This window comes from Bacterioplanoides sp. (assembly GCF_965219715.1).
Taxonomy (GTDB): Bacteria; Pseudomonadota; Gammaproteobacteria; order Pseudomonadales; family Oceanobacteraceae; genus Bacterioplanoides.
This window is the reverse complement of record NZ_OZ244785.1, coordinates 3,386,415-3,411,829: the sequence shown is the minus strand read 5'-3', so window position 1 is coordinate 3,411,829 and position 25,415 is coordinate 3,386,415. Positions and strand designations below refer to the sequence as shown.

Genomic DNA, 25,415 nt, shown 5'->3' with positions numbered 1-25,415 from the left:
AACAGCCTGGAAGTTCGCAGTCTCCGGTACTGTTAATAATAAAAAGGATCACAATATGAACCACACGCCCTTAAGGAATACGGCTCTCCAAACCTTCACGCTACTGGCAACACTGATGGTACTCAGCATTAGTACACACGCCAGTCAGACCTGCCACCCGCTGGCAGTGACCACTTGTGCGATGCCATTCCCCAGTAACTTTTATAGCCGCGCCGATAGTCAGTCCCCCACCGGACTGGTGGTCGATTTAAAAGGCACGTTATTTTCGGCCGAGGCTGAAGCTCAGGTACGAGATCTGGCATCGCCGGATATCTTTGCAGCTAACCACGGCTTCTCGGTCGCCGCGCCCATTATGCTGGAAGTCGGTCAGGACTTTGATAACCAAAGTATCCCGCTGGATGGCGGCAACAGCGTTAAGGTATTTAACCTGAGTACCGGTGCCGAAGTGCCGATTCGCCCGGCACGGTATCAATATGCACTGGATGACCGCTTCGCTGAAAAAGCTCATATTATTGAGATTTTTCCACGCAGCCGTTTTGAATTCTCCCAGAATTATATCGCGCTGGTGACCCGTGATTTAACCGACAATAATGGCAATGCCATCGCGCCGGTTACCGGCATGACTTCGCTACTGCAACAACCTGAAAATTATCCACAACTGGCTGGCTCACTGGATAAAATCCAACAATTGGGTATCGACCCGAATCAGGTAGTAACCTTCACTGAATTTAGCACCCGCAATGAATCAAATAATAACCAGGGCTTGTTTGATCTGGTGGATATTGTGATGGCCGATGACCACCCGGTGCGTAATTTAAAAACCACGCCAATTAATGTCTGGCCTTACGCGGCTTCGGTTAAAGGTCAGATTCGTTTAAGTGATTTTCGCCAGAGCAACGGTAAAGTCGACATTAATGCCAACGACAAAACCGGCGACTATTGGGCCGATTTTATTTTGATGTTGCCGATGGCCAGCCGCCATGGCTCTGCACCCGTGAGTATTTATGGCCACGGCTTAGGCACCAATAAAGAGTCCCTGTTACTGACGGTGGCCTATCCGAATGCTCAGAAAGGCATGGCCAGTCTGGTGATCGACCAGCCGAACCACGGTTCCCGTGCGGATGATGATGACGGCGATATCCGCAGCATTTTAAATCCACAACAACTGAACCGCGTCGCCGGAATGATGACGCAGTCCACACTGGATATGGTTTCCGTCGCCAGGGCGATTCAGACATCGCTGTCAAGTCTCAACGTGGTACCGGGTAAAAATAACTGGTGGAATCGTACCTTTTATTCCGGTGGACTAAATTCTCCGGATATCGACCCTGAGCGGATTCATTACCAAGGCACATCGATGGGGGGTGTATTAGGCACCAGTTTTGTGGCCGTAGCGCCGCAATTAAACAGCGCTTTTTTGCAGGTTACCGGTGTGGGTTTAAGTAATATTCTGACCCATTCAACTCTGTTTGATTCGTTTGGCTTTAAAAATATGATTCCGTCCAAAGCCACCGCTGGTGAAGCCGCATTATTTATGCACGCCCTGCAGCAATATGTGGATCAATCCGATGCGATTAACTTTGCCCACTATATTCGTAATCCAATTCGTGCGCGTGACGCACGGCCGTTAATTGTGCAGTACGGTTTGGGTGACGAAGTGGTGTTTAATCGCTCGACTGAAGTGTTAGCCGAAATTGCCGACCTGCCGTTATTAAATTCACGGATTAAAGACGTCGGGCATTTGCGTAACGTCGATGACTATGAAGACGGTTATGGCCTGGTACAAACCCAGCCGTTAATTCCAACCGGTGGATTACTGGACCGGATTCTAGCCCATGCCAGCTTTATCCGCATTGATTCGATTCAGGCGATGAAACGCTGGATTGATCAGGTAGTAAACGACTGATACATCTCTAAATAAAAAAGCCGGTAGTGATCCGTTTCAGGGTCGCTACCGGCTTTTTCAATTCAGAGAGACTTAAAAATCAGCCAGCATATTACGTAAGCTCGACAAGGTTTCCTGTCCACGTTGCTTCTGTTCTTCTTCCGACGTTTCGGTGCGGCCTTCCCAGGTAATATCATCTGGTGGTAATTCATCAAGGAAGCGTGAGTGAGTGGTTGATACCGCTTCACCGTACTGACGACGTTTACCGGCGTAGGTTAACGCAAGCGTACGTTTTGCCCGGGTAATCCCCACGTACATTAACCGTCGTTCTTCTTCGATGGTGTCGGCTTCGATGCTGTTGCGGTGTGGCATCAGCTCTTCTTCCATACCCATGATATACACATGAGGGAATTCCAGACCTTTGGACGCATGCAAGGTCATTAACTGCACCTGATCAGTTTCGTCTTCCTGTTCCTGCTGTTCCATCATGTCGCGCAGAATTAATTTACCGACGGCATCTTCGATGGTGACTTCATCACCTTCTTCTTCGGCTTTTTCGATCATTTTGGTAATCGAATCAATCAGGAACCAGACGTTTTTCATGCGTCGTTCAGCCTGATTCGGTGTACCGGAATTCTGTAATAAATACCCTTCGTAATCGATGTCAGAAATCATTTCTTTAATTGCCGCCACCGGATCATCGGTGTAAGCATTTTTAGTAATGTTTTCCAGCCAGTGACCAAAACGACGAAGACGATCCATCGCTTTTGGCATCAACACCTGCTCCAGTCCCATCTCGGTGGTGGCTGACATCATGGAAATACCACGCATGGTGGAATATTCACTGAGCTTTTCAATGGTGGTTGGGCCAATTTCACGCCGTGGGGTATTAATAATCCGCAGGAAAGCGGCATCATCACTTGGGTTAATTAATAAGCGTAAATAACCCATGATGTCTTTAATTTCGTTACGGCCAAAAAACGACTGACCGCCGTTTAATTTGTACGGTACCTGGTAGGCCTGCAATTTCATTTCAATCGCACGCGATTGGTGGTTACCGCGATACAACACGGCAAAATCTTTGTAACCACCGCCGTAGCGCAAACGTCGCTCGACAATTTCCGTGGCGATACGTTCGGATTCCACTTCATCGTTGCGACATTTAAGAATACGGATCTGATCGCCATAACCCTGGTCCGACCAGAGTTTTTTCTCAAATTCGTGCGGGTTGTTATCAATTACCTGGTTAGCGGCATTCAGAATCAGGCCGGTGGAACGATAATTCTGCTCCAGTTTCACCAGTTTTAATGTCGGGAAATCTTTTTTCAGTAACGACAGGTTTTCTGGCTTGGCACCGCGCCAGGCATAAATCGACTGATCATCGTCACCTACCACGGTCAGACCAGTACGGTGACCCACCAGCAGTTTTACCAGTTCGTACTGACTGGTGTTGGTATCCTGATATTCGTCCACCAGCAGGTAGCGGATTTTTTTCTGCCAGCGCGCTAACACGTCTTCGTGTTTCATAAACAGCAGAGTGGGCGCCATGATCAGGTCATCGAAGTCGACGGCGTTATACGCCTTCAACATACGCTGATAGACCTCGTAGGTCTGGGCGATCATCATTTCCTGCGGACTGGTGGCCATCTCCAGCGCTTGTTGTGGCTCGTACAGATCGTTTTTCAGATTGGAGATGGCGTTCTGCACCATATCAATCATATCGCCGTCATCACCGTGCTCACGGTGCATCACGTCGCGGATAATGCTTTTACAGTCGTCCTGATCGAGAATCGAAAAACCCGGCTTATAGCCCGCGGTTTTATGCTCAAATCGGATAATATTCAGACCCAGGTTGTGGAAGGTAGAAACGGTTAACCCTTTGGCGCCGCCTTTGCCCACCAGCGAGCCAACCCTCTCTTTCATCTCTCGCGCGGCTTTATTGGTAAAGGTTACCGCTGCGATATGGTGAGGTTTGATACCACAGCTACCAATCAGGTAAGCAATTTTCCGGGTAATTACCGAGGTCTTACCCGAGCCTGCTCCTGCAAGTACCAGCAGTGGGCCATCGATATATTTGGCGGCTTCACGTTGGCGGGGGTTGAGCTGGCTTAAATCGACCACAGGTTTCCTCTGAGCATGTTCAAATTGGCCGGCCATTTTAACAGCAGCGCGGCACGAATAAATCCTTAATTATCAGAGGGTAACTGACTAACCCTAACACCTATTTCGTACGTTTGATCAGCTATCAATGGCAAGTCCTTGTCTGCACTCATTATTTTCTGCATTTAAGGAAGACAGCGGGGATTTTTTGACCTATATATATGAGCACCCTGTGACAATAACTACACAATAAACAGTCATTCAGAATGAGATGGGGTGTCGTTACTGATTGTGAAATCTGCCACGATGGATACTTATGCCTTCAACTGAAAGCAAGAAACAATTACGACTACTACTACTGGGCCGACATACCTCAGAGCTGGCCACCATCAGGCAATGGTTTGCTGCCAGCAGCGAACATCAGCAATGGCAAATTGTGGCGCACTCTTCCGCCCAGGCCTGCCCTCCCTGCGATATCATTGTTCTTCATTTATTCAGTACCGACGCCGATTTCTTATATCAGATGCGCGATGTCCTGAAACAAAAGCCCAGCCTGGTGATTACCCCCGACGCCCTGACCAAACTGATTCCCGAACACAGCCATCAATTACCCGCAGAACACTTTCACGCCGCCAGTCTGATTGAAGCCTGTGAAGCGTTACAACACGATGTTGAATTCAGCCGGCCATTGCCGCTGGAGCGTGATGCTTTTTTTGCCACCCTGCGCCAGCTGATCAGCCAGCAACAGGATGCGGTTTATCTTAAGGTGCTGCAGTGTCGTTGGCTCACGCCGGTTAATAACGACAATATGCCCTGGGCAGTACGTCACCGGATTCAACAGGAATTCGAACAAACCATTCTGGCCCACGCCCCGGCTGATGCCATTACCGGACGCATTCTCGACGACCAGCTGGTTGTGGTCAGCAACGATTATTACGCACTGCAGGCCGATTGGTTCCCGGCCAGTAACGAAAGCCAGGGCAGTGCCTGGATGATCTACAGCAGTGCGGTATTACAGCTGACTGAATTTAAAGCACTGAGCACAGTTCTGCAGGAAGGTGTGCAACAGATTGCCCGCGAGCGTTTGGTGCAGGAAGCCCAGTTTGACTGGAACCAGCAACAACACAGCCTGAGCCTGTATGAAGGTCTGCACCTGGCGTTGCAACGCGATGAATTTTTCCTCGAATTCCAGCCGCAGTTTGATAGCCGCAGTGGCGCCTGGGTGGGTGCCGAGGCCTTATTGCGCTGGCGTCATCCACATCTTGGAGTAATTCCGCCGACGGTGTTTATTCGCGAGGCGGAAAATGCCGGACTGATTCAGGCGTTAGGCCAGTGGGCCCTGCGGGAAACCATTGTTGCCTGGTCTGAAATCAACCAACGCACCGGTAACCCAATCCGTATGGCGGTTAATGTGTCCTTCCCTGAAGTGGCTGATCCGTTTTATTCACAGCAGGTGATTGAGTTATTGCAACAACAACAGATGCCGCCACATTTTCTCGAACTGGAACTGACTGAAACCGCCATGATGCGTGATACCAGTGTTTCTTTGATGAACCTGAAGAATCTGCAGCAGTACGGTATTCATATTGCGCTGGATGATTTTGGTACCGGCTTCTCTTCTCTGTCGCACCTGAGCGATCTGCCAATCACCGGTATTAAACTGGATCGCGCCTTTGTTGCGCCGATGGCGGAAAAGGGTCCACAGGCTCATATCGTATCGACCATGCTGGATCTGGCGAAACGCTTAAGACTGGAAACCACCGCTGAAGGGGTGGAAGACAAACAATGTTTAGAGCTGGTGCAAAAGCTGGGGTGTGACCGCATTCAGGGCTATATCTATTCCCGCCCGCTGAACCTGGAAGCTTTGATTCAACAGGCAGAATCCGGTTTTATCAGTAACGATTTTAATCAACGCAGCTTGTTCTGATCAGGCTGCACGCCAGACAGGTCGGTCGATAGTCGGCGGCGCAGGGACTGACATCACCTCAGCACCAAAGAATGCTTCGGCATCGTAGGGATTGTCGCGATGCTTGTGCCAGACGCTGAGTAAATAAACCACCATCGCCAATAGCACCAGCATCTTGATCAGAGTCTTCTGCTGTTGATCCATTCTGAACCTCCACAACCCTGGCTGCGTGTCAGCCTCACTGTTGTCAGAACCGGGTAGCTAACACTTTACTCCCGGCACACCGATAAATTCATGCATCTGTCATAAAAGTCGACTGTTTTCCTGTTTCGTCCCCGGCACTGGCGGACAAATCACTGATGGTGGCTTCTGCGACCGATTACTTCTGCAAATAGCGATCAATGGTGCGATAGCTGAGGGCTTCCAGCAGATGGGAGCGTTCGATCCATTCTTTGTGTTGCAGGTCGGCAATGGTACGGGCAATTTTCAGCACCCGGTGATAGGCCCGCGCGGACAGCTGCAAACGCTCAATCGCCGTAAGTAACCACTCACGATCGTCTTCGGCCAGAGCACACATCCGGTCCCGTAATTCACCGGTGAGCTCAGCATTGATACATCCCTGACGCTCAAGCTGGCGTTCGCGTGCATCGACAATCCGCTGCTGCACTTGCTCAGAGCTTTCTCCCTCGGGCGCCTGCTGCAACATGGCAGTCGGAATGGGCGGCACCTCCACATGCAGATCAATGCGGTCCAGTAGCGGCCCGGAGGTTTGCCCCTGATATCGCCTTACCTGATCGGAAGTACACTGACAGCGCCCGGACGGGTCACCGAAATAGCCACAGGGACACGGGTTCATGGCGGCGATCAATTGAAAATTGGCCGGATAGGTAATCGAACGGCTGGCACGGCTGATCACAATCCGACCGCTTTCCAGAGGCTCGCGTAATACATCAAGCACTTTGCGGCTGTATTCCGGCAATTCATCGAGAAATAACACGCCACCATGGGCCAGCGAGATCTCGCCGGGTTTCGGTTTGGTACCACCACCCACCAGCGCAACTCCTGACGCGGTGTGGTGAGGAGAGCGAAACGGACGCACACGCCATTGTTGTTGCCAGTCATGATTCTGATTGGAGATGGAGTAAATCGATGCAGAAGTTAGTGCCTCCTCTTCTGACATCGGCGGCAGTATGCCCGGCAAACGGCTGGCCAGCATGGTTTTACCGGTTCCCGGAGGACCAATAAACAGCAGGTTATGTTGCCCGGCCGCCGAGATTTCCAGCGCCCGCTTCGCCTGCGGCTGGCCACGCACGTCGCGTAAATCCGGCATTAATGGTGAGCTGCGGATATCACTGGCGTCGATGGGAATTACATCACTCAGTGATTGTTGTCCGTGTAAGTAGGCGCTTACTTGTTGTAATGATGCTGCCGCAAGGAACTCGCCGCTGCTGCATAACGCCGCTTCTTCGGCATTGGGCTCTGGCAACACCAGCTTCTGTCCGGCCCGTGAAGTTTGTAATGCCGCAGGTAATACACCCGGGATGGGTTGCAACTCACCACTAAGCGCCAGCTCACCAATAAACTCATGACCTTCCAGACCTTTGCCGGGAATCTGTTCCGATGCCACCAGAATACCCAGTGCAATCGCCAGATCATAACGACCGCCATCTTTGGGCAAATCCGCCGGAGCGAGATTGATGGTGATACGTTTCGCCGGGAACTCAAAACCACTGTTAAGGATGGCGGAGCGCACCCGGTCTTTGCTTTCTTTTACTGCGGTTTCCGGCAACCCCACTAACGAAAGGGACGGCAAACCGCTGGATAAGTGAACTTCGACACAAACCCGGGGCGCTTCAATTCCTAGTTGCGCACGGGTGTAGAGGCGAGCGAGTGACATAGGCATTCCTTTGCTTATTTTCGTCTTATAGCTCTGAGACTAAAGCCACAAACTCCAGATGCCCATGGCAACACTTACAAATCCTGAATAGACAAGACTTTTTTATTACCCTTTACTGATGTTTTACTGCTGCTTTTGCCACTTTTTCTCGGTTTTGTGGTCATCATTACTGGCGTATCTGTGTATTGGAGTGAATTGTGCCTTCGTTAAAGTTTTTCCTCGGCTGTTCTGCGGCTTTGTTATTAAGCGCCTGTTCCAGTTCCAACTCCGATAAATCCGGCCCCAGTATTCGTGGCAAACTGAATATCGCCATTGCCACCGCCGTCGACTCAGATATCAACGACATTAAGGCGGCCTACACAACCAATAACGATCCGCAAAATCCACAGGTATTAAACAGCAGCATTCTGACATTGCAGGGGTATGTTACCCGCACAGCTACCAATGGTGACGCCAGCCAGGAACGTTTCGCCAACAGCACGGATACAGTTGATTATTTCCGGGTTAATCTGAAGAAAGGCCAGGTCATTACCGTAACCGCCGGACCGGTAAACATCACGTCACGAATTATTGCGTCATTAATTGAACTGGATGCTGATGGCTCGCCAAAAGATAACGGCCAGAAAAGTATCAGTAATAGCACCCGCGAAGGTGCTCAGTTTATTGCCGAAAGTTCTGCAACCTACCAGATTATTATTACCGCCTCATCCAGCGCCAGCCGTTACGTGTTACAGCTAAATCCGGCATTGCCGGGTAGCAGCGCTTCTGGTCTGGCAGGTGAATTTATCAGCGGTGAACTGCTGGTGAAAAACATCTCATCAGGCAATCAGCGAAGCGCACAACAAGTCAGCGAACAATATCCCCGCCTGGTAAAACTGAATGCATTGTCGGCCTTTACCGCCGGTAAAAGCACCTTGCCCCCGTTGCAGCAATGGTCTCCCGAGGTTTACCAGAAAATTAATACGCTGGAGATGGCCACTCAATACGGCCTCGGCAGTGATGTTGAATACGCCCAGCCGAATTTTGTTTATCGCAGTCAGAGAAATGCCAATGACACCTTCTTTGGCGATCAGTGGCCGTTGACTCAGATTAATGCACCACTTGCCTGGGACATTACTACCGGCGCTAAAGTTGGTGGCGGCGATGTTGTGATCGCGATTCTCGATACCGGTGTTTTGGTAGACCAGCCCGATTTACAGGATAACAAGCTGGTTGCTGGCTATGACTTTGTCCGCAATATACAGAGCAGTGGTGACGGTAATGGCCTCGACAGTAATCCGGATGACCCGGGCAGAACCAATAATTATTCGTTCCATGGCACCCATGTAGCCGGTATTGCCGCAGCCACCAGTAATAACTCGCTGGGAATGGCGGGAGTTTCCTGGGACGCGAAAATAATGCCGGTCAGGGTATTGGATATTAATGGTACCGGCAGCAGTTATTCGATGATTCAGGGGCTGCGTTACGCGGCACGATTAAGTAATGACAGCGGTACACTGCCAGCACAAGCGGCGGACGTTATTAATCTCAGTCTTGGCAGTACCTTTGATGCCCAAAGCGCACCAGCAGAGCAGGAATTATTTAATCAGATTTATTCAGCAGGTATCAGCGTAGTGGCGGCGGCGGGCAACAGCGCCAGCTCGACACCGTTTTATCCGGCATCTTATCCAACCGTTATTTCAGTTAGTGCTACCGATATTGGCGAGCGACTGGCGCCCTATTCTAACTTTGGAAACAACATCGATGTCGCAGCGCCAGGCGGTATTCGTTCAGTATTTCTTGGCAGCGACAATCCGGTATTGAGCTTAGGCGCAAGTTATACAAACGGTTTATTTGATGGCTATAACCTGAATGGCAAACAAGGCACCTCCATGGCATCGCCTCATGTTGCCGGGGTAATTGCATTAATGAAAGCGGTTTACCCACAGCTGACGGCACAGCAGGTTAATAATTTATTGGGAAATGGTTTATTAACAAAAGATCTTGCTCCGGAAGGTAAAGACAGTGCTTTTGGTTACGGACTTATCGATGCATTAAAAGCGGTTAATGAGGCCCAGAAGTTAGCCAATGGTGGCGTGCTGCCACCACAGCCAACCCAGTTAATTGCCGAACCCAGTTCTCTGTTAATTGGTACCAATAGTCAGCAGGAATTTACGCTGCGTAATAATGGTGGAAATGCTCCAACCATCAGTGTCAGCGACGATGCTGATTGGCTTACGGTAACAGCCATTGAAAATGGCACGGCACCATTAACAGGCTCAACGGTTATTCGTTATCGCGCAGAGATTAACCGCACGGATTTAAACCCTGGCTACTACAAGGCAACCATTACGGTTAGCGCAGATGGTGAAAATCCGGCGGCAAACAATATCGATGTGTATATCCAGGTAGGTAATCTGTCGGCACAGGGAACCCTGACCCAGCAATATGTATTGCTGTTATCCAATAACAGCGATTCGGCAGTAAAAACAGCAGCGACCGACAGCAACGGTAATTTTGTATTTAACAACGTTGAAAATGGTCGCTACCGCCTGGTGGGTGGATCGGATATTGATGTGGATAATAATCTGTGTGAAATCGCGGAAACCTGTGGTTTTTACCCACTGCCCGGCGTATCTCTGATTGAAGTGAATAATAATGATATCAGCGGAATCCAAATGCCCGTGGCCATTAAAATGCAATCATCTCTTCAGGGTCGTTCCTCAAAAAATCAGTCTTCAGAAAACCAGTTTATTGAAGGCAAGTTTGTGAAAGGTAATACCGCAGATAATCAGCCGGATAACGATCAAAAAGGAAATACAAGCCCGTCTGATATCAATAAACAGATTGCAGCACCCTAAGACGCCGAGGCGTTAACAAACTAGAATTAAAATTTATCCAATAAAAAACAGGGCCTTGCCCTGTTTTTTATTAACGATAGTTTTCGCTGACTTTCAGAAAGCCAGCTTGCCAATAGCAGGGCCATGCAAAGTACCCAGATAAAGACCGTCTTTCTCTGGCTGAACCGAAGTAATTTCACCAATTGCCACTGCCGCCTGATCATGCAGGCTCTGCAAAACCTTGCCATCTTTATCCAGCTGAACCACAAAGCCATAAGCCGGTGGTATCGGCGCCAAACTTTTGGGTAATTTCGCCAACTGATTTTTCACAAACGGCAATGGATGGATTTTATCAACAAGAGCACTGCGTGGTGCGTACAGAGCCATCCAGAAAGTGCCATCCGTATCAGCAGCGATTCCATCAGGAACGCCGGGTAAGTGGCTGGTAAAAATATCTTTTTGACCTGCTTTATCTCCGCTTAACCAAACACGGGTTGTGCGGTAGGCAAAGGTCTCATTCACCAACACAAAACTCTGATCCGCTGCCACAGCCACGCCATTGGCAAAAAACAGCTGGTCAGCCAACAGTTTTAATTCACCACTATCCGGCGCGTACGAAAATAACCGACCACTTGGCTGGGCGTTTAAACCATCCAGAATATAATCCTTTAAGGGAAATAACGCAGAAGCATCGCTGAAATACATGGTGCCGTCAGCAGCAATGTCCACATCATCAACCACCAGCAATGGCTGCCCCTGAAAACTATCGGCCAGCACTGTCAGTTTCTTTGCCGGAGTCAGCTGCAATAACCCTTTAACACCGTCGGCAATGATCAGGTTTTGTTGTGCATCAAAAGCAAGGCCCAGTGGTCGTCCACCGGTGTTCGCCAATACTTCCCAATCGACATGGGGACACTTACGCAGCACATCACCATTTTCAACGCCAGTATAGATACACCCTAAAGCATCAACTGCGACATCTTCTCCGCCACGACTGGAGTTCGGCAATTGCGTCAGCTGAGTAACCTGAAGTGCATCATTGGCCGTAAAAGCACCATCCAGAGCCAAAGGCTGAGACGGCTGATAGGCCAACGAGTCAATCGGTGATGGGGCTAATAATGCCGCAGCAATCACCACAACTAACGCGATAATAATTTTCATCCTACATTCCCTCGTTTTTATTATTGCTGTGCCACAGTTTCAGGCGGTTGCTCTGCAACCCAGCTGGCACCAATATTCATCGCCTGAAACCGCTGTGGATTAATCTGATTAAATTGTAATGCAGCCGCCAGCGCTCGTGGTGGCTCATCAACTGCTTCCGCCGTTAAAACAAAGGTATTCCAATGAATACCAAAAGCAGATTGGGCATTAATATCTTTAAAGATTTTAACGGCATCATCCGGGTTTACGTGATGGTACTTCATAAACCAACGCGGCTCATACGCACCAATGGGAATCATAGCTAAATCAACGTTACCCAACGCCTCACCAATTTCTTTAAACTGCACGTCGTTATAACCGGTGTCACCACCAAACCAGGCAGTGAAATCATCCCATTTAAATGCCCAGGAAGCCCATAAACTTTTGTTGGTATCGAATAAACCGCGCTTCGACCAATGCTGACTCGGCAGCGCCTGAATTTCTACACCGTTAATCGTATGACTTTGCCACCAGTCCAGCTCGGTGACGTTGGTAACATCAAATTGTGCGAACCAGTCTTTTAATCCCAGCGGTACCAGCCAGTGGGTTTTATTCCCCAGTGCTTTTACAGTAGCGACATCCAGGTGATCATAATGATTGTGTGAAATGACCACGGCATCAATCGGAGGAAGATCTTCGATGGCAAGAGAAGTCTGGGTGTAACGTTTAGGCCCAGCAAAAGAAAACGGCGAAGCACGATCCGAAAAAATCGGATCGGTAAGAATATTCACGCCCTGATATTGTAATAACACCGTCGAGTGGCCAATTAAGGTAGCACGTGGCTCTTCGCCAGGTTGATTAACGCTCTCTGGTGGCGTCTGTTGCCAGTATTTTTTATAGCCATGGGGTTCATCCGGCCATTTCTGATCGCCAAAAAAGCGAGCCTGTAAAAATGCCAGGGTGCTGGGTTGATAATTGTCTGGCAAATATAAATTGCGGAAGGTGCCATCACCGTGATGGGCTGGTTTTTCAGCTTTCAGCTGATCCGGTATTTCGGCTTGCTGATTGGCACTGCACCCTGAAGCAGCCATTAGCATCAAACATCCTGCAACTATCCTGCGCACACACTTATCCTCACAAAAAAACAGCCCGTACTGTTGCACGGGCTGTGGATCAGAACAATGGTCTTTACTGAGCTTTATTCAGCCATACACACCTGATCGCCATAGTAGTCGTTATCGTAGTTACATTCGCCACATTGCGCCCGTACCGCTTTTGTTTTCTCCAACTGCTCTGTTTGCTGGTAATTACGTGCTGCTGCCTGGGCGTTGATATAAGCCTGAACGGATTTCATGGTGTTGTCTCCTATGTGATTACGATTATTAATCTAGCTCTGCACCTTTGATTGTTGAAATTAATTAATTCTAACACCCTGATAGCTAGCTACTGATCACTTACAAATCTATATCGAAATAATTTGATATAGATAAAGAACACCTCTACACTGCGCAGCATGACGCAATCTCTGAGTACTCCGCTATCGCAACAAAATCTCGCCAAAGCCTGCAAAGCAGCCGGTGATCCGTTGCGTATGAGTATTCTGAAATTGCTGGGGCAAGGTGCTTTTGGGGTTTTGGAGTTGTGCCGGGTGTTTGATATCAAACAGTCGAGCATGAGCCATCACCTGAAAATCCTGGCCCAGGCGGGCTTAGCCAGCACCCAGCGCGAAGGCAACAGTATTTTTTATCGCCGCCCGTTGGTTCAGGGCAACGAGCCGTTCGACCTGTGGTTGAACGCAACCTTCACTGCCATTGATAACAGTGAAGATGAATCCCAGACTCAGATTCAGGCTGCAGTAACCGAGGTATTGCAGGAACGCGCCCAGGCCTGCGCCGAGTTTTTTGCCCGCCATGCAGAAGACTTTAAAGAGCAGCAAGATCTAATCGCCTCCCATGATCAATATGGCGTGGCGCTGGATGAGTTGCTTAACTCTGTATCGGGTGAACAAAGTGATCACCGCCAGGCGCTGGAAATAGGTCCGGGCGAAGGTGCGTTTATCCCGGCGTTGGCAGCTACGTTTGAGCAAGTGACCGCGCTGGATATCTCGCCGGATATGCTGGCATTAACGCAACAAGTGGTTGATCAACAATCACTGGTGAACGTGCAGTGCAAACTGGGTGACGCGACAGTACTGAATGACGAGCAAGGTCGTTACCATTTTGCCGTCGCCAATATGGTGTTACACCACGTACCGGCACCTAAAACGATATTTGAGCAAGTTGCTGGCTCGTTAGCCAAAAACGGCAGCTTGTTAATCACAGATTTGTGCCCCCACGAACAAACCTGGGCACGGGAATCCTGTGGTGACCTATGGCTGGGATTTGACCCGGCAGATTTAACCGCTTGGGCCAGGGAAGCGGGTTTAACCGAAGGCCCTAGTCAATTTCTCGGGTTGCGGAACGGGTTTCAGATCCAGTTCCGCTTGTTTCACAAACCGTAGTGATGCAGTTCAACAGTAACGAACAACCCAAATACGATTTAAAAAACGGAGCCTAAAAAGCATGAGTGAATATTCTATTTTTACTTCTGAGTCCGTATCAGAAGGCCACCCGGATAAAGTCGCGGACCAGATTTCTGATGCCGTGCTGGATGCCATTATTGCCCGCGACCCATACGCCCGTGTTGCAGTAGAAACGCTGGTTAAAACCGGTATGGCCGTGGTTGCCGGTGAAGTAACCACTTCCTGCTACGTCGACCTGGAAGACATCGTGCGTGATGTGATTACCGGCATTGGTTACAACAGCTCCGACGTGGGTTTTGACGGCGCGACCTGTGCGGTATTAAACGGTATTGGTAAGCAATCTGTGGATATCAACCAGGGTGTTGACCGCGCCAAGCCTGAAGATCAGGGAGCAGGCGACCAGGGTCTGATGTTCGGTTACGCCACTAACGAAACCGAAACTCTGATGCCTGCGCCGGTTTATTACGCGCACCGCCTGGTAGAGCGTCAGTCAGAACTGCGAACTAACGGCACTCTGCCGTGGTTGCGTCCGGATGCAAAATCTCAGGTAACCATTAACTGGGAAGGCGACAGCCCGAAAGTAGACGCAGTGGTTCTGTCCACCCAACACGATCCGGAAATTTCTCTGGAAGACCTGCGTGAAGCGGTGTTAGAGCACATCATTAAAGCGGTATTACCGGCTGAGTGGCTGCACGAAGATACTCTGTACCACATCAACCCAACCGGCAACTTCGTAATTGGTGGCCCGGTAGGTGATGCTGGTCTGACTGGTCGTAAGATTATTGTTGATACCTACGGTGGTATGGCACGTCATGGTGGTGGTGCTTTCTCGGGTAAAGATCCATCCAAAGTTGACCGCTCTGCCGCTTATATTGGTCGTTATGTGGCGAAAAACATTGTGGCTGCTGAACTGGCTGACAAATGTGAAATCCAGGTTTCTTACGCCATTGGTGTTGCTGAACCAACGTCGATCTCTGTGAATACGTTCGGTACCGGTAAAATTTCGGACATCGAGCTGGCGAAAGTGATTCGCCAAGTATTCGACCTGCGTCCATACGCCATTCAGAACCAGCTGGAACTGCTGAACCCTATGTATCAGCTAACCGCTGCTTATGGTCACTTTGGTCGTGAGCCATTTGAGTACACCTACGAATACGAAGATCAGGGTGAGAAGAAGAGCAAAACCTTCACTGCTTTCACCTGGGAACGTACTGACAAAGTGGATGCATTAAAAGCAGCCGCTGACGTTTAAGCGTTAAGAATTCTAAAACAAATTTAAAAGCACAGAGTACAAGGGAAAGAATATGTCTTTTACCGATTATAAAGTTGCCGCTCAGGACGCTGAGCAATTTGCTAAAGACGCGGCCTGGGGCCGTAAAGAAATTGAAATCGCCGAAGGCGAAATGCCAGCACTGATGGCGCTGCGTCGTAAGTACAAAGCCAGCCAGCCACTGAAAGATGCCAAGATCATGGGTTGTATCCACATGACCATTCAGACTGCCGTTCTGATTGAGACTCTGGTGGATCTGGGCGCTGACGTTCGCTGGTCTTCCTGCAACATCTTCTCAACTCAGGATCACGCTGCTGCAGCTATAGCTGCTGCTGGCATCCCGGTTTTCGCCTGGAAAGGTGAAACCGAAGAAGAGTTCCTGTGGTGTATTAAGCAAACCATTCTGTCTGAAAAAGACGGCGATCAGGTTTGGGATGCAAACATCATTCTGGACGACGGTGGCGACCTTACTGAAATGGTTCACAACGACTTCCCGCAAATGCTGGACAGCATTCACGGTATTTCTGAAGAGACCACTACCGGTGTTCACCGTCTGTTAGACATGCTGAACAAAGGCGAGCTGAAAGTACCTGCCATCAACGTAAACGATGCGGTAACCAAGTCTAAGAACGACAACAAATACGGCTGTCGTCACTCTCTGAATGATGCGATCAAACGTGGTACCGACCATCTACTGTCCGGTAAAAAAGCACTGGTTATCGGCTACGGCGACGTAGGTAAAGGCTCTGCTGCTTCTCTGCGTCAGGAAGGCATGATTGTTAAAGTGACCGAAGTGGATCCGATTTGTGCGATGCAAGCCTGCATGGACGGTTTCGAAGTTGTTTCTCCATACATCGATGGTGTAAACACCGGAGAACTGGACGGTGTTAACAAAACCCTGCTGGGTACTACCGACCTGATCGTAACCACCACGGGGAACGTTAACGTGTGTGATAAGAACATGCTGCAAGCTCTGAAAAGCGGCGCGGTTGTTTGTAACATCGGTCACTTCGATAACGAAATCGACACTGCTTACATGCGTGATAACTGGGAGTGGGACGAAGTTAAGCCACAGGTTCATAAAGTAATCCGTGACAAAGACACCAATGATCACCTGATCCTACTGTCTGAAGGTCGTCTGGTGAACCTGGGTAACGCAACCGGTCACCCAAGCCGTATTATGGATGGCTCTTTCGCCAACCAGGTACTGGCTCAGATCTACCTGTACGAAGCGAAATTTGCTGACCTGAGCGAAGCTGAGAAAAAAGAAGGCATCTACGTTAAGGTTCTGCCGAAGAAGCTGGACGAAGAAGTGGCCAAAGATATGGTTGAAGGCTTCGGCGGTGTGATCACCAAGCTGACTCAGGAACAAGCCGACTATATCGCGGTTGATGTAGATGGTCCTTACAAGCCAGAAGCATACAAATACTAAGCATTTGTCCGCTAGGCGGATATCAGATGAAGTAAACGATGGCGTGCGCAGCAGGGATGCTGCGCTCGAGCTTACAAGGATGTATTCACAGCGTCCGTCTGAACTTTATCTGGTATCAGAGCCTGATTTTAATTTTTCCTACTTCGCAGAAAGTAGTTGAGGGAAAATATGACTACCCTGAGTTTTGAATTCTTCCCAACCAAAACGGAAGAAGGAACTGAAAAGCTGCTGAATGTTCGTGATGAACTGGCTGCTTTTAATCCGGAGTTTTTCTCCGTGACTTATGGTGCCGGCGGCTCAACCCGCGATCGCACCTACGCCATCGTTAAGGCTATTCAGGAACGTGGCATCGCTGCTGCACCTCACCTGGCCTGTATTGGTGGCACTAAAGCAGAGATCCGTGAAATCCTGCAACAATATCAAGATCTGGGCATCAACCGCATCGTGACTCTGCGTGGTGACTTGCCATCCGGCGCCGGTCTTGCCGCCAGCGAACTGCGTTACGCCAACGATCTGGTGGAGTTTATCCGCGAAGAAACCGGCGACCATTTTACCCTCGAAGTTGCAGCCTACCCTGAGATGCATCCTCAGACGGATAACTTTGAAGCGGATTTACAGAACTTCGTTCGTAAAGTGAAAGCTGGCGCCGACAGTGCAATTACTCAGTACTTCTTTAATGCCGACAGCTACTTCTACTTTGTTGATCGTGTGCGTGCGATGGGTGTCGATATCCCGATTATCCCGGGCATTATGCCAATCACCAACTACAGCAAGCTGGCTCGTTTCAGCGATTCTTGTGGCGCAGAGATTCCTCGCTGGATTCGCAAGCAGCTGGAATCTTACGGTGACGACAGCGACAGCATTAAGAAGTTTGGTGAGGAAGTCATCACCAATATGTGTAAACAGCTTCTTGATGGCGGCGCACCGGGTCTGCATTTCTATACCATGAACCAGGCGAAGGCCAGTCTGGACGTATGGAAGAACCTGATCTGAGAGGACTTACCCTTTCTTTGATCCTGCCCGCTTCATCCCCCTGTGTGTTTTCGCTAAAATGCGAGCAACACAGGGGAACCCATGAAAATCGTATTTTTTGCCGCCCGGCAATTACATCAAGAGTATTTTGACAAAGTCCGCCAACAGCTGAATAACAGCTCTGTTGATGCAGAAGTTCTGTGGCATAAAGATTTGTGGAAAACTCTGAGCTGGTTCCTCAGCCTGATTGGCTTTCAGCATCGTAGCTCAGCTAAAGATCTCACAAGCATCGTTGCCGATCATATTCGAGAAAAGCAAAACAGTCGCAAGGGCAGAGAGCGTTCTGCTTCCTACTGGCGCCTGTTTTCCATCATAAAAAATATTGAGTCGCGCATACTGTTTTCAATCTATCGCCAGGCATTAGCTCGCAGTAACGCCAGCTCAATGGTGATCTGGAATGGTTTGAAGTATCGCCAGCTCATCGCAATTTGTGCCGCCGAATCACTGGGCATTCAGGTTATCTACATGGAAAACGGCTTGTTGCCCTGCATGACCACCATTGATGCGCAGGGCATCAATTTCCGTAACTCCGTTTCCCGCGAATTCGATACATTTGAGCAATTGGCACCTATCGATCTGACTCCACTCAATACGGCATTAAAAGAGCAATTTACCGAACGCCCAATTGATTTGCCCGAACATTACGTCTTTGTGCCATTTCAGGTGAATACCGATAGCCAGGTTGTGCTGTTTTCACACTGGATCAAAGACATGTTTGATCTGGTGAAGCAATTCGATATCACTGCAAAGGAGCTGGGCGATAAAATGCCAAACATCGTATTTAAACCGCATCCTGCATGCGATCAGAAATACGACGAGCTTATTGCCAGCTATCAGAATCACAGCAAGCTGCACTTTGATACTCAAACAGCAACGCCGGTTTTAATTCAACATGCAGATGCCATAGCGACCATTAATTCCACCGTTGGTATCGAATCTTTACTGCTGGATAAAAAGCTGATTGTCATGGGCCAGGCCTTTTACAGTTATCCTTCATTGAGCTTAGTTGCAGAAAGCCAGCAGACGTTGCAACAAGCTCTGCTGGAAGTTCCGACCTGGCAGCCGAACCATCAGCATATCCAGCAACTGTTTAATTACCTGTCGACGCATTATCAATTGCCAGGTCGCTGGCAAGAAGCACAACCCGATCATATCGAAGCCTGCAGCAAGCGTTTAATGGAGCTGGCAAAGTAATGGCAACACATCTGTTCTTAGCCTCTACGCCATTTAATATGCTCACTGCTGCCATGGTGGCCTTCGATTTACCGGCACAGGATCAGGCAATTCTGGGGTTAATTGATCAACCATCACAGCAACGTCCATTTGTGGATGCTCTGATGGCATGGCAGGAATCTCCGTTTACTTCTATCCGCTTGTTATCACACCAGGCGAAAGGCAAACAAAAACGTCATATCCGCCAGCAGGCTTTTTCAAATATTGACCAGCTGCTACAGAGTGTTAACCCTGATCAGATTTATACCGGCAATGATCGCCGGATTGAATTTCAATACGCTATGCACAAAAGCGGCAGTAGCCTGGGCGTTTATCTGGATGACGGAACCTATAGTTATCTGGGCGGCAAGAATCACTGGCTGAAAGACCGATTGCTCGACAACCTGGCAAAAAAGCTCGCCTACGGTTTATGGTGGAAACAACCACCAACCATTGGTGGTTCAGACTGGATTCAGCAAACCGTGTTAGCCTTCCCGGATGCTGCGTTTGCTGGGCTTAAAAATAAGCAGTGCCGGGCGTTGCCACAAAATCTGGATCGCCCGGAATTTGTATCACTGGCGCGCATTACCATCAACAATGCCGCCGTTAACGAGCAGGACCTTCAGGCATTGGATGCTCTGCTATTATTGCCACACGAATCCGTGATCAACCCCACTATTCGCCAAAGATTAACCTATTGGTTAGCAGAACGGGGTGGTAGAATCGCGTTCAAACACCATCCCCGCACGCAATTAACATCGGAAGATGGGGATAAAAAAGCCTGGGGGTTGCCAGAAGCAGCAACACAGGTACCGGCCGGCATCCCATTGGAGGTGCTGCTGCCATTATTTAAAAAGGACTGCCAGTTAGCGGGAGACGTATCAACCGCTTTACTCACCGCTAAGTGGCTACGACCAGAGTTAGATGTAACCGCTTATTGTACAGACGACACACCACAAGCCTGGATCAACCTGTTACACCGATTAAAGATTCAGATAGTCTGACAGCGCGGATAGGACAAGTTCATGTTATTAAAACCACTGCAATACTGGTGGCACAGGTTAACCCGCAAGGGTGAACTCCGCTTGGCAATGACCATTTTGGTTAAAAACGAAGCGGATATCATCGAAGACAATGTTCGTTTTCATGCTCGCCAGGGTGTGGACTGCTTTGTCGTGATGGATAATGGCTCCGATGATGGCACTCGCCAAATCCTGGAAAAACTCAAATCTGAGTTTGATCTCCATATTATTGACCAGCCAGCACAAAATTATCAGCAAGCCGCATGGATGACCCAGCTGGCCGAATACGCACGCTCGGTGATGAACGCCGATCTGGTTATCAGCAATGATGCAGATGAGTTCTGGGTAAGTGAAAGTGGTGGCTCTCTGAAACAACACCTGTCTGCCAACGACTCTGTAGTTACTGTAAAGCGCCACAATATGGCGCTGTCTGAAGAAGCTCTGGAACCAGGCTATCACTATATGAATAGCAATCTGGTTGTTAAAAACCCGATTATGTACGACTCCAACGCCCAGATTAATGAATCGGCAGTATCCATGTTACTGGTGAAAATCAGTCCTAAAACCATCGTTAACCCGCATGGGTTGATCAAAATGAAAGGCGGAAATCACAGAGCCAAGCACGGCTGGCGCCTGATCAACAAACGCGATGAAAGTAATATTCACGTTTATCACTATCCGATCCGTAGCTATCAGCAATTTGAAGCGAATATTCAGAATCGTAAACGCCTGCTGGAAACGACCAATGCACGCATGGGTGATCATTACCGCCGCTGGGTGAAATTATTGGATGAAGGGCTGCTGGAGCAAGAGTTCCGGAAGTTTATCTTATCTGATAGTGATATTCAGGTAACAAATCGTCTGGGTATTACCCAGGTCGACAAGCCATTGGAAGAACGCTAATGCTGACACAATCATTAAAAAATGGTCGCGAGTGGTTGCCCAAAGCTTATCTTGGATTAATGATGTTTATGCTGGTTTGGCTGTTCTGGTTAAACCACAGCAACCAAAGCTCTAGTCAAACTCTGGCAACCTTTTTCTTACTATTAAGTCCGGGGTTATTATTATTCCGTCAGCCCACTGTGCCTTTTGGACAAAAGCTGTTTATAACATCCTGTATAGCGATGTTTATTTATTCGCTTCTGTTGTTTTTTCATTATCCACCGTCAGAAGTTGCATTCAGTACGATGAGAGGGCTGAGCTTCTATTTGCTAGCTCCTGTATCGATATTACTGTTGACTAAAATATCTCCATCTCTGAGCGGCTTTTTTCTTCTTTCATTAGTCGCAACATTATTCAGCCTTTTCCCTGTTTTAAAAGAATTTCTTTCGTATGGAATGTCTATCAGAGGAGACTCATCTGCCCACCCAATATTTTGGGGAAATGTATGCCTAACTACAGGCATAGTCACATTTGTGTTGTCTCGTAGCTATAAGTTAAATATAAGATTCAAGACGACTCTGGGACTGATTGCACTCTGCGCAGCCACAACTGCTTCGCTATGGTCGTTAACAAGGGGGGGGTGGCTTAGTATTCCATTCGCTTTATTTCTATTATCCACACTTGGACTAATTCAGAAACGCTCTGTAGTTATTTTGGGTATTCTCCTAACAATTACTTTCTCTCTATCTAATAGGCTGCAGGATCGGGTTACATCCACATTTAACCATTTCGCTCAGGGGTTTTCTCTTGACGGATCAACTAGCGTCAGAATTCAAATGTGGGCCGTTTCACTTGATGCCTTGCAAGAAAGTCCTGTTATAGGCGCAGGCCTAGATGGTTTCTCTAGGCAGAATATCGTGGAGAAAGAAAGAGGCAACGTTTCCTTTTATGTTGATCATGCACACAATGAATACTTTGAGATTTTAGCCAGCAGAGGCTTACTAGGCATGTCTATCTTTCTGCTGATGATTGGTAGCTTGGCATCAACCTACTATAAATATCGGCATTCGATATATGCAAAAGCAGGCTTAATCGCCCTTATGCAGTACCTGATATACAGCTTGAGTGAAACCTTCTTTACGACAAAGTTCACCATTATGTACTTTGTTGTTCTCCATTCATTCCTGTTAGTTGCCATGTACAAGGAGCAACAAAATCAGGCTCAAGAACCCAGAGTGACAGCGGTATGAATACTGTTGAGCGTAAGTTGTTTCATAAGCTTAAAAAGAAGAAGATGTTCGGATCTGCAAAGGCTATTGCCAAAGCGGTGATGACATTAAACTCTTCAATCAGTGAAGAGCAGTTTGATCAATACCACACGTTATTGGGAACACCTGAGACTGCGAAGCGTTTGAAGTCGCCATCGATCAGACAGCAGCGTAAACTTAAAACGTTCGATCAGTTACAGATCAGAACACCAGAAAAGAAACTCAAAATTGCTGTATGTCTGAGTGGTCAGCCACGCAGTCTGATCCATTGCCTGGATTCTCTGCAGCGTTTCTTTTATGGGCATGAAGTCACCTACTTCTGCCATTCCTGGCGTGGTCAGACAGATCCGGCGCTACTGCAACCGCTTGGCAACTTTTTCTTCAGTGAATCAGATTCGCCAAATACCTCTGAATTCGAACGCCAGGCGATTCAACAATATGGTCTGAAGCATTTTGATAGTGGTATGAAAATACCGTTCGTCAGCCCAAATGTTTTTCCGATGTGGAATGGTGTGCAACAAGCTTTTAATACAATTTCTGAACATGGTTTCCAGGCAGATCAGTTTGATCTCGTCTGTCGTATGCGTTACGACAACTTCTGGATTGGTCAGTTTGATCTTGAAGACTTCGCTTTTAAAAACAACACTCTTGTTATCGACCGCAACTACAATGGCTATGGCGGCTATGGCGATCAATTTGCCATCGGTACTCCGGCTGCCATGTCACACTATTTCAATATCTACAACTGGCTGACGTCTGACTTCCTGAAAGGCGGTTACTCCGACAACTGCTTCCCGGAAGTTATGTTAAAAGACTACCTTGATCACTGTGGTATTAAAGTTCATGAAGAGGACTTTGGTCTGCGGCTACTTAGGGACGATTACGTTGGCCTTGCTCCTCAGGATATTCCATTAAGAAACCACGCGGTCAGCAAAGAACGAAACGCTCGCCTGAGTGCTTACGTGAAAGAGAGCTTTCCTGACGAGTGGAACAATAATTAGGCGCCTATATGGAAGAGATTAATCAGAAAATTAATATGTCCTCCCATTCTGGCGCAGTGATCGAAGTTGTAAAGGAAGAGCAAGGTACGTTCGTATACAAATCAATCAATGATGATGTACCCCGAACTGTCCGGTCGCTGGAGAAACAAAAAAACTTTGCTGCCATCGATACCATCGAGTATAAAATCCAGGCAACTCCGATTAACTATTGGCAGGAGCCCGATCGGTTAATCGCCAAGATGCCATACATTGAAGGTATCAGTGGCGCCCAGATTTCCAGTCATGGAAACAAGGCTCTGGCGAAAAATATTCGTTTGTCTCTCAATAACTTTTTTATTGATGCCATCGCAAACTCGAAAGAAATTCAGATATCCAATCGTATTTTTCTCGACAAGATCGACGAAATTCGCTCGCGTCCACACCCTCTGGAAATTAGTGAAAGCCTGACCGCCGCGATTAACTGGATTCAGAGCAATATTCAGGAGACACTGAATATTCCCGTGGGCCGATGCCATGGTGATCTGACGCTGTCCAATATGATCATCACTCAGAGCCATGAGCTGTATCTACTGGACTTCCTCGATTCATACATCGAAACGCCGTTACAGGATGCAGCAAAAATCTTTCAGGATATGATTTATGGTTGGAGTTTCCGCAATGAAACTTCGGCGCTCAGATTACGTAGCCAGCTATTCTGTGAGAACGCATTCCCGGATTATCTGAATATCCTTGAGCGTATTTATCAAAGAGAGATGCCCATCTTTAAGCTGATGACTGTATTGCGTATCGCTCCATACATATCCGATTCGGACCAAAAAACCATAGACTGGTTTAACCGTGCAATTAAGCAGATACTTGGTTCCCTATAAACTAAATCCGTCAGCGACAATTAAAGCTAGGAGAAAAAAATGAGTTACACCCTGATCCTTCCTGTGGCGGGCAGATCTTCTCGCTTCCCTGGAATGCGACCAAAATGGTTACTGACCATGCCTGATGGCAAGCTTATGCTTGAGAAAGCTATTGAAGGTCTGGATCTGGAAGTATTCTCCAGAATTGTTGTTGTGTGCCTGAAAGAGCATATTGAAAAGTATGCCAGTTTGGAAAACCTGCAAGCCAGCTTCCTGAAAGCAACCGGCCGCGAAGCAGACTTTGTTGTACTGGACGAAGCCACCTCATCGCAATCTGAAACCATCTACAAAGCACTGGAGCAAGGTGCCGTTGAAGGCGCATTCTTTATTAAAGATTGCGACAATATTTTCACTTGCACGCCGGAACCAAAGAACTGTGTCGCCACCATCAACCTTAACGATATTGGCCTGGTTGACGCTAAGAACAAAAGCTACGTTGAAGTTGATTCCCTGGGCATTATTTCAAACATTGTTGAAAAGAATGTTATCAGCAATCAGTTCTGCTGTGGCGGTTACGGCTTTGCTTCTGCCTCAGACTTTATCAAGACCTATCAGTCCATCACCTCTTCGGAAGAAGTCTATATCTCGCACATCATCTACAAGATGATTCTGGAAGGGGAAGAGTTTTCCACCATCAATGCCAGCGAATACGAAGACTGGGGCACTCAGCGCGAATACCGCCATTATTGCCGCCAGTTCGTTACCGTTTTCTGTGATGTTGATGGCGTCCTGCTGAAGAACGGCAGTAAGTTCAATGATAAGGGCTGGAAAACAACGGCTATCGAAGAAAATCTTGAGAAGCTGATTGAACTGCAGCGTCAAGGCCATTTATATCTGGTACTCACTTCCTCTCGCCCTAAAAGTGAAATCGAATACACAGTAGGCCATTTGAAAGAAATGGGGCTCGAAGTGGACGACTGCCTGTTTGGCTTACCGCATGCGCGCCGTTTACTTATTAATGATTTCTCGAAAACCAACCCTTATCCGTCTGCGGTCGCAATCAACCTGGAGCGTGACAGTAAAAGTTTGAGTGACTTGCTGGGATAAGCGACCTTGATTAACCGGAGCTGAATAAACCTGCGATAAAAGTGGATATATTGTTTCAGTTTCGGGGCTTTAT

20 protein-coding genes are annotated in these 25,415 nt (G+C 48.3%); 14 read left to right on the top strand and 6 right to left on the bottom strand.

What is annotated here, in order from left to right:
* Positions 1-55 precede the first annotated feature (55 nt).
* Complete coding sequence (locus tag ACOQOZ_RS15915) at positions 56-1,906, top strand: alpha/beta hydrolase family protein (RefSeq protein ID WP_420589135.1); 1,851 nt, start codon at positions 56-58, stop codon at positions 1,904-1,906.
* A gap of 72 nt (positions 1,907-1,978) precedes the next feature.
* Here ACOQOZ_RS15915 and rep read toward each other — a convergent pair whose 3' ends face one another.
* Positions 1,979-4,042, bottom strand: coding sequence for a DNA helicase Rep (rep, locus tag ACOQOZ_RS15910; protein WP_420589134.1), 2,064 nt, complete (start codon positions 4,040-4,042; stop codon positions 1,979-1,981).
* Between the two features lie 259 nt (positions 4,043-4,301).
* Between rep and ACOQOZ_RS15905 the strand changes: the two genes are divergently transcribed.
* The gene (locus ACOQOZ_RS15905; RefSeq protein WP_420589133.1) at positions 4,302-5,912 is read left to right on the top strand and encodes an EAL domain-containing protein; all 1,611 of its coding nucleotides are present in this window, start codon (positions 4,302-4,304) and stop codon (positions 5,910-5,912) included.
* Here ACOQOZ_RS15905 and ACOQOZ_RS15900 read toward each other — a convergent pair whose 3' ends face one another.
* Entirely contained in the window at positions 5,913-6,095 is a 183-nt protein-coding gene (locus ACOQOZ_RS15900; RefSeq protein ID WP_420589132.1) for a hypothetical protein, read from the bottom strand.
* Between the two features lie 175 nt (positions 6,096-6,270).
* Positions 6,271-7,788, bottom strand: a complete 1,518-nt coding sequence (locus tag ACOQOZ_RS15895) for a YifB family Mg chelatase-like AAA ATPase (RefSeq protein WP_420589131.1) — start codon at positions 7,786-7,788, stop codon at positions 6,271-6,273.
* 197 nt (positions 7,789-7,985) lie between these two features.
* Here ACOQOZ_RS15895 and ACOQOZ_RS15890 point away from each other — a divergent pair, with 197 nt between their 5' ends.
* Entirely contained in the window at positions 7,986-10,628 is a 2,643-nt protein-coding gene (locus ACOQOZ_RS15890) for a S8 family serine peptidase (RefSeq protein ID WP_420589130.1), read from the top strand.
* 93 nt (positions 10,629-10,721) lie between these two features.
* On the opposite strand, the gene ACOQOZ_RS15885 is transcribed toward ACOQOZ_RS15890, so the two are convergent.
* The 3 genes from ACOQOZ_RS15885 to ACOQOZ_RS15875 all read right to left on the bottom strand — a co-directional run bounded on the left by ACOQOZ_RS15885 (position 10,722) and on the right by ACOQOZ_RS15875 (position 13,101).
* A complete protein-coding gene (locus ACOQOZ_RS15885) occupies positions 10,722-11,768 on the bottom strand; it encodes an SMP-30/gluconolactonase/LRE family protein (RefSeq protein WP_420589129.1) in 1,047 nt (348 codons plus the stop codon).
* 20 nt (positions 11,769-11,788) lie between these two features.
* Positions 11,789-12,838: an MBL fold metallo-hydrolase gene (locus ACOQOZ_RS15880; protein WP_420589128.1), complete on the bottom strand. Its 1,050-nt coding sequence runs from the start codon at positions 12,836-12,838 to the stop codon at positions 11,789-11,791.
* Between the two features lie 107 nt (positions 12,839-12,945).
* Positions 12,946-13,101: a hypothetical protein gene (locus ACOQOZ_RS15875; protein ID WP_420589127.1), complete on the bottom strand. Its 156-nt coding sequence runs from the start codon at positions 13,099-13,101 to the stop codon at positions 12,946-12,948.
* Between the two features lie 159 nt (positions 13,102-13,260).
* On the opposite strand from ACOQOZ_RS15875, the gene ACOQOZ_RS15870 reads away from it, so the two are divergent.
* The 11 genes from ACOQOZ_RS15870 (at position 13,261) to ACOQOZ_RS15820 (ending at position 25,342) form a co-directional block, all read left to right on the top strand.
* Positions 13,261-14,247, top strand: a complete 987-nt coding sequence (locus tag ACOQOZ_RS15870; protein WP_420589126.1) for an ArsR/SmtB family transcription factor — start codon at positions 13,261-13,263, stop codon at positions 14,245-14,247.
* 61 nt (positions 14,248-14,308) lie between these two features.
* Positions 14,309-15,520, top strand: coding sequence for a methionine adenosyltransferase (metK, locus tag ACOQOZ_RS15865; protein ID WP_420589125.1), 1,212 nt, complete (start codon positions 14,309-14,311; stop codon positions 15,518-15,520).
* Positions 15,521-15,572: 52 nt separating this feature from the next.
* Positions 15,573-16,970 (top strand): adenosylhomocysteinase, encoded by a 1,398-nt coding sequence (gene ahcY / locus ACOQOZ_RS15860; RefSeq protein ID WP_420589124.1) that lies wholly within the window; start codon positions 15,573-15,575, stop codon positions 16,968-16,970.
* A 168-nt stretch (positions 16,971-17,138) separates the two neighbouring features.
* Entirely contained in the window at positions 17,139-17,963 is an 825-nt protein-coding gene (gene metF, locus ACOQOZ_RS15855) for a methylenetetrahydrofolate reductase [NAD(P)H] (RefSeq protein WP_420589123.1), read from the top strand.
* 81 nt (positions 17,964-18,044) lie between these two features.
* Positions 18,045-19,196 carry a hypothetical protein gene (locus ACOQOZ_RS15850; RefSeq protein ID WP_420589122.1) on the top strand — a complete coding sequence of 384 codons (1,152 nt, stop codon included), beginning with the start codon at positions 18,045-18,047 and terminating at the stop codon, positions 19,194-19,196.
* Complete coding sequence (locus ACOQOZ_RS15845) at positions 19,196-20,218, top strand: polysialyltransferase family glycosyltransferase (RefSeq protein ID WP_420589121.1); 1,023 nt, start codon at positions 19,196-19,198, stop codon at positions 20,216-20,218. The genes ACOQOZ_RS15850 and ACOQOZ_RS15845 overlap by 1 nt, the downstream gene beginning before the upstream one ends.
* A 21-nt stretch (positions 20,219-20,239) precedes the next feature.
* On the top strand, positions 20,240-21,139 hold the full coding sequence (locus tag ACOQOZ_RS15840; protein WP_420589120.1) for a glycosyltransferase family 2 protein: 900 nt from the start codon (positions 20,240-20,242) through the stop codon (positions 21,137-21,139).
* Positions 21,139-22,368 (top strand): O-antigen ligase family protein, encoded by a 1,230-nt coding sequence (locus tag ACOQOZ_RS15835; RefSeq protein ID WP_420589119.1) that lies wholly within the window; start codon positions 21,139-21,141, stop codon positions 22,366-22,368. The genes ACOQOZ_RS15840 and ACOQOZ_RS15835 overlap by 1 nt, the downstream gene beginning before the upstream one ends.
* Positions 22,365-23,387, top strand: a complete 1,023-nt coding sequence (locus tag ACOQOZ_RS15830; RefSeq protein ID WP_420589118.1) for a hypothetical protein — start codon at positions 22,365-22,367, stop codon at positions 23,385-23,387. Before ACOQOZ_RS15835 ends, ACOQOZ_RS15830 begins: the two co-directional genes overlap by 4 nt.
* A 35-nt stretch (positions 23,388-23,422) precedes the next feature.
* Positions 23,423-24,256 carry a phosphotransferase gene (locus ACOQOZ_RS15825; protein WP_420589117.1) on the top strand — a complete coding sequence of 278 codons (834 nt, stop codon included), beginning with the start codon at positions 23,423-23,425 and terminating at the stop codon, positions 24,254-24,256.
* A 39-nt stretch (positions 24,257-24,295) separates the two neighbouring features.
* Positions 24,296-25,342: an NTP transferase domain-containing protein gene (locus ACOQOZ_RS15820; protein WP_420589116.1), complete on the top strand. Its 1,047-nt coding sequence runs from the start codon at positions 24,296-24,298 to the stop codon at positions 25,340-25,342.
* Positions 25,343-25,415: the final 73 nt, after the last annotated feature.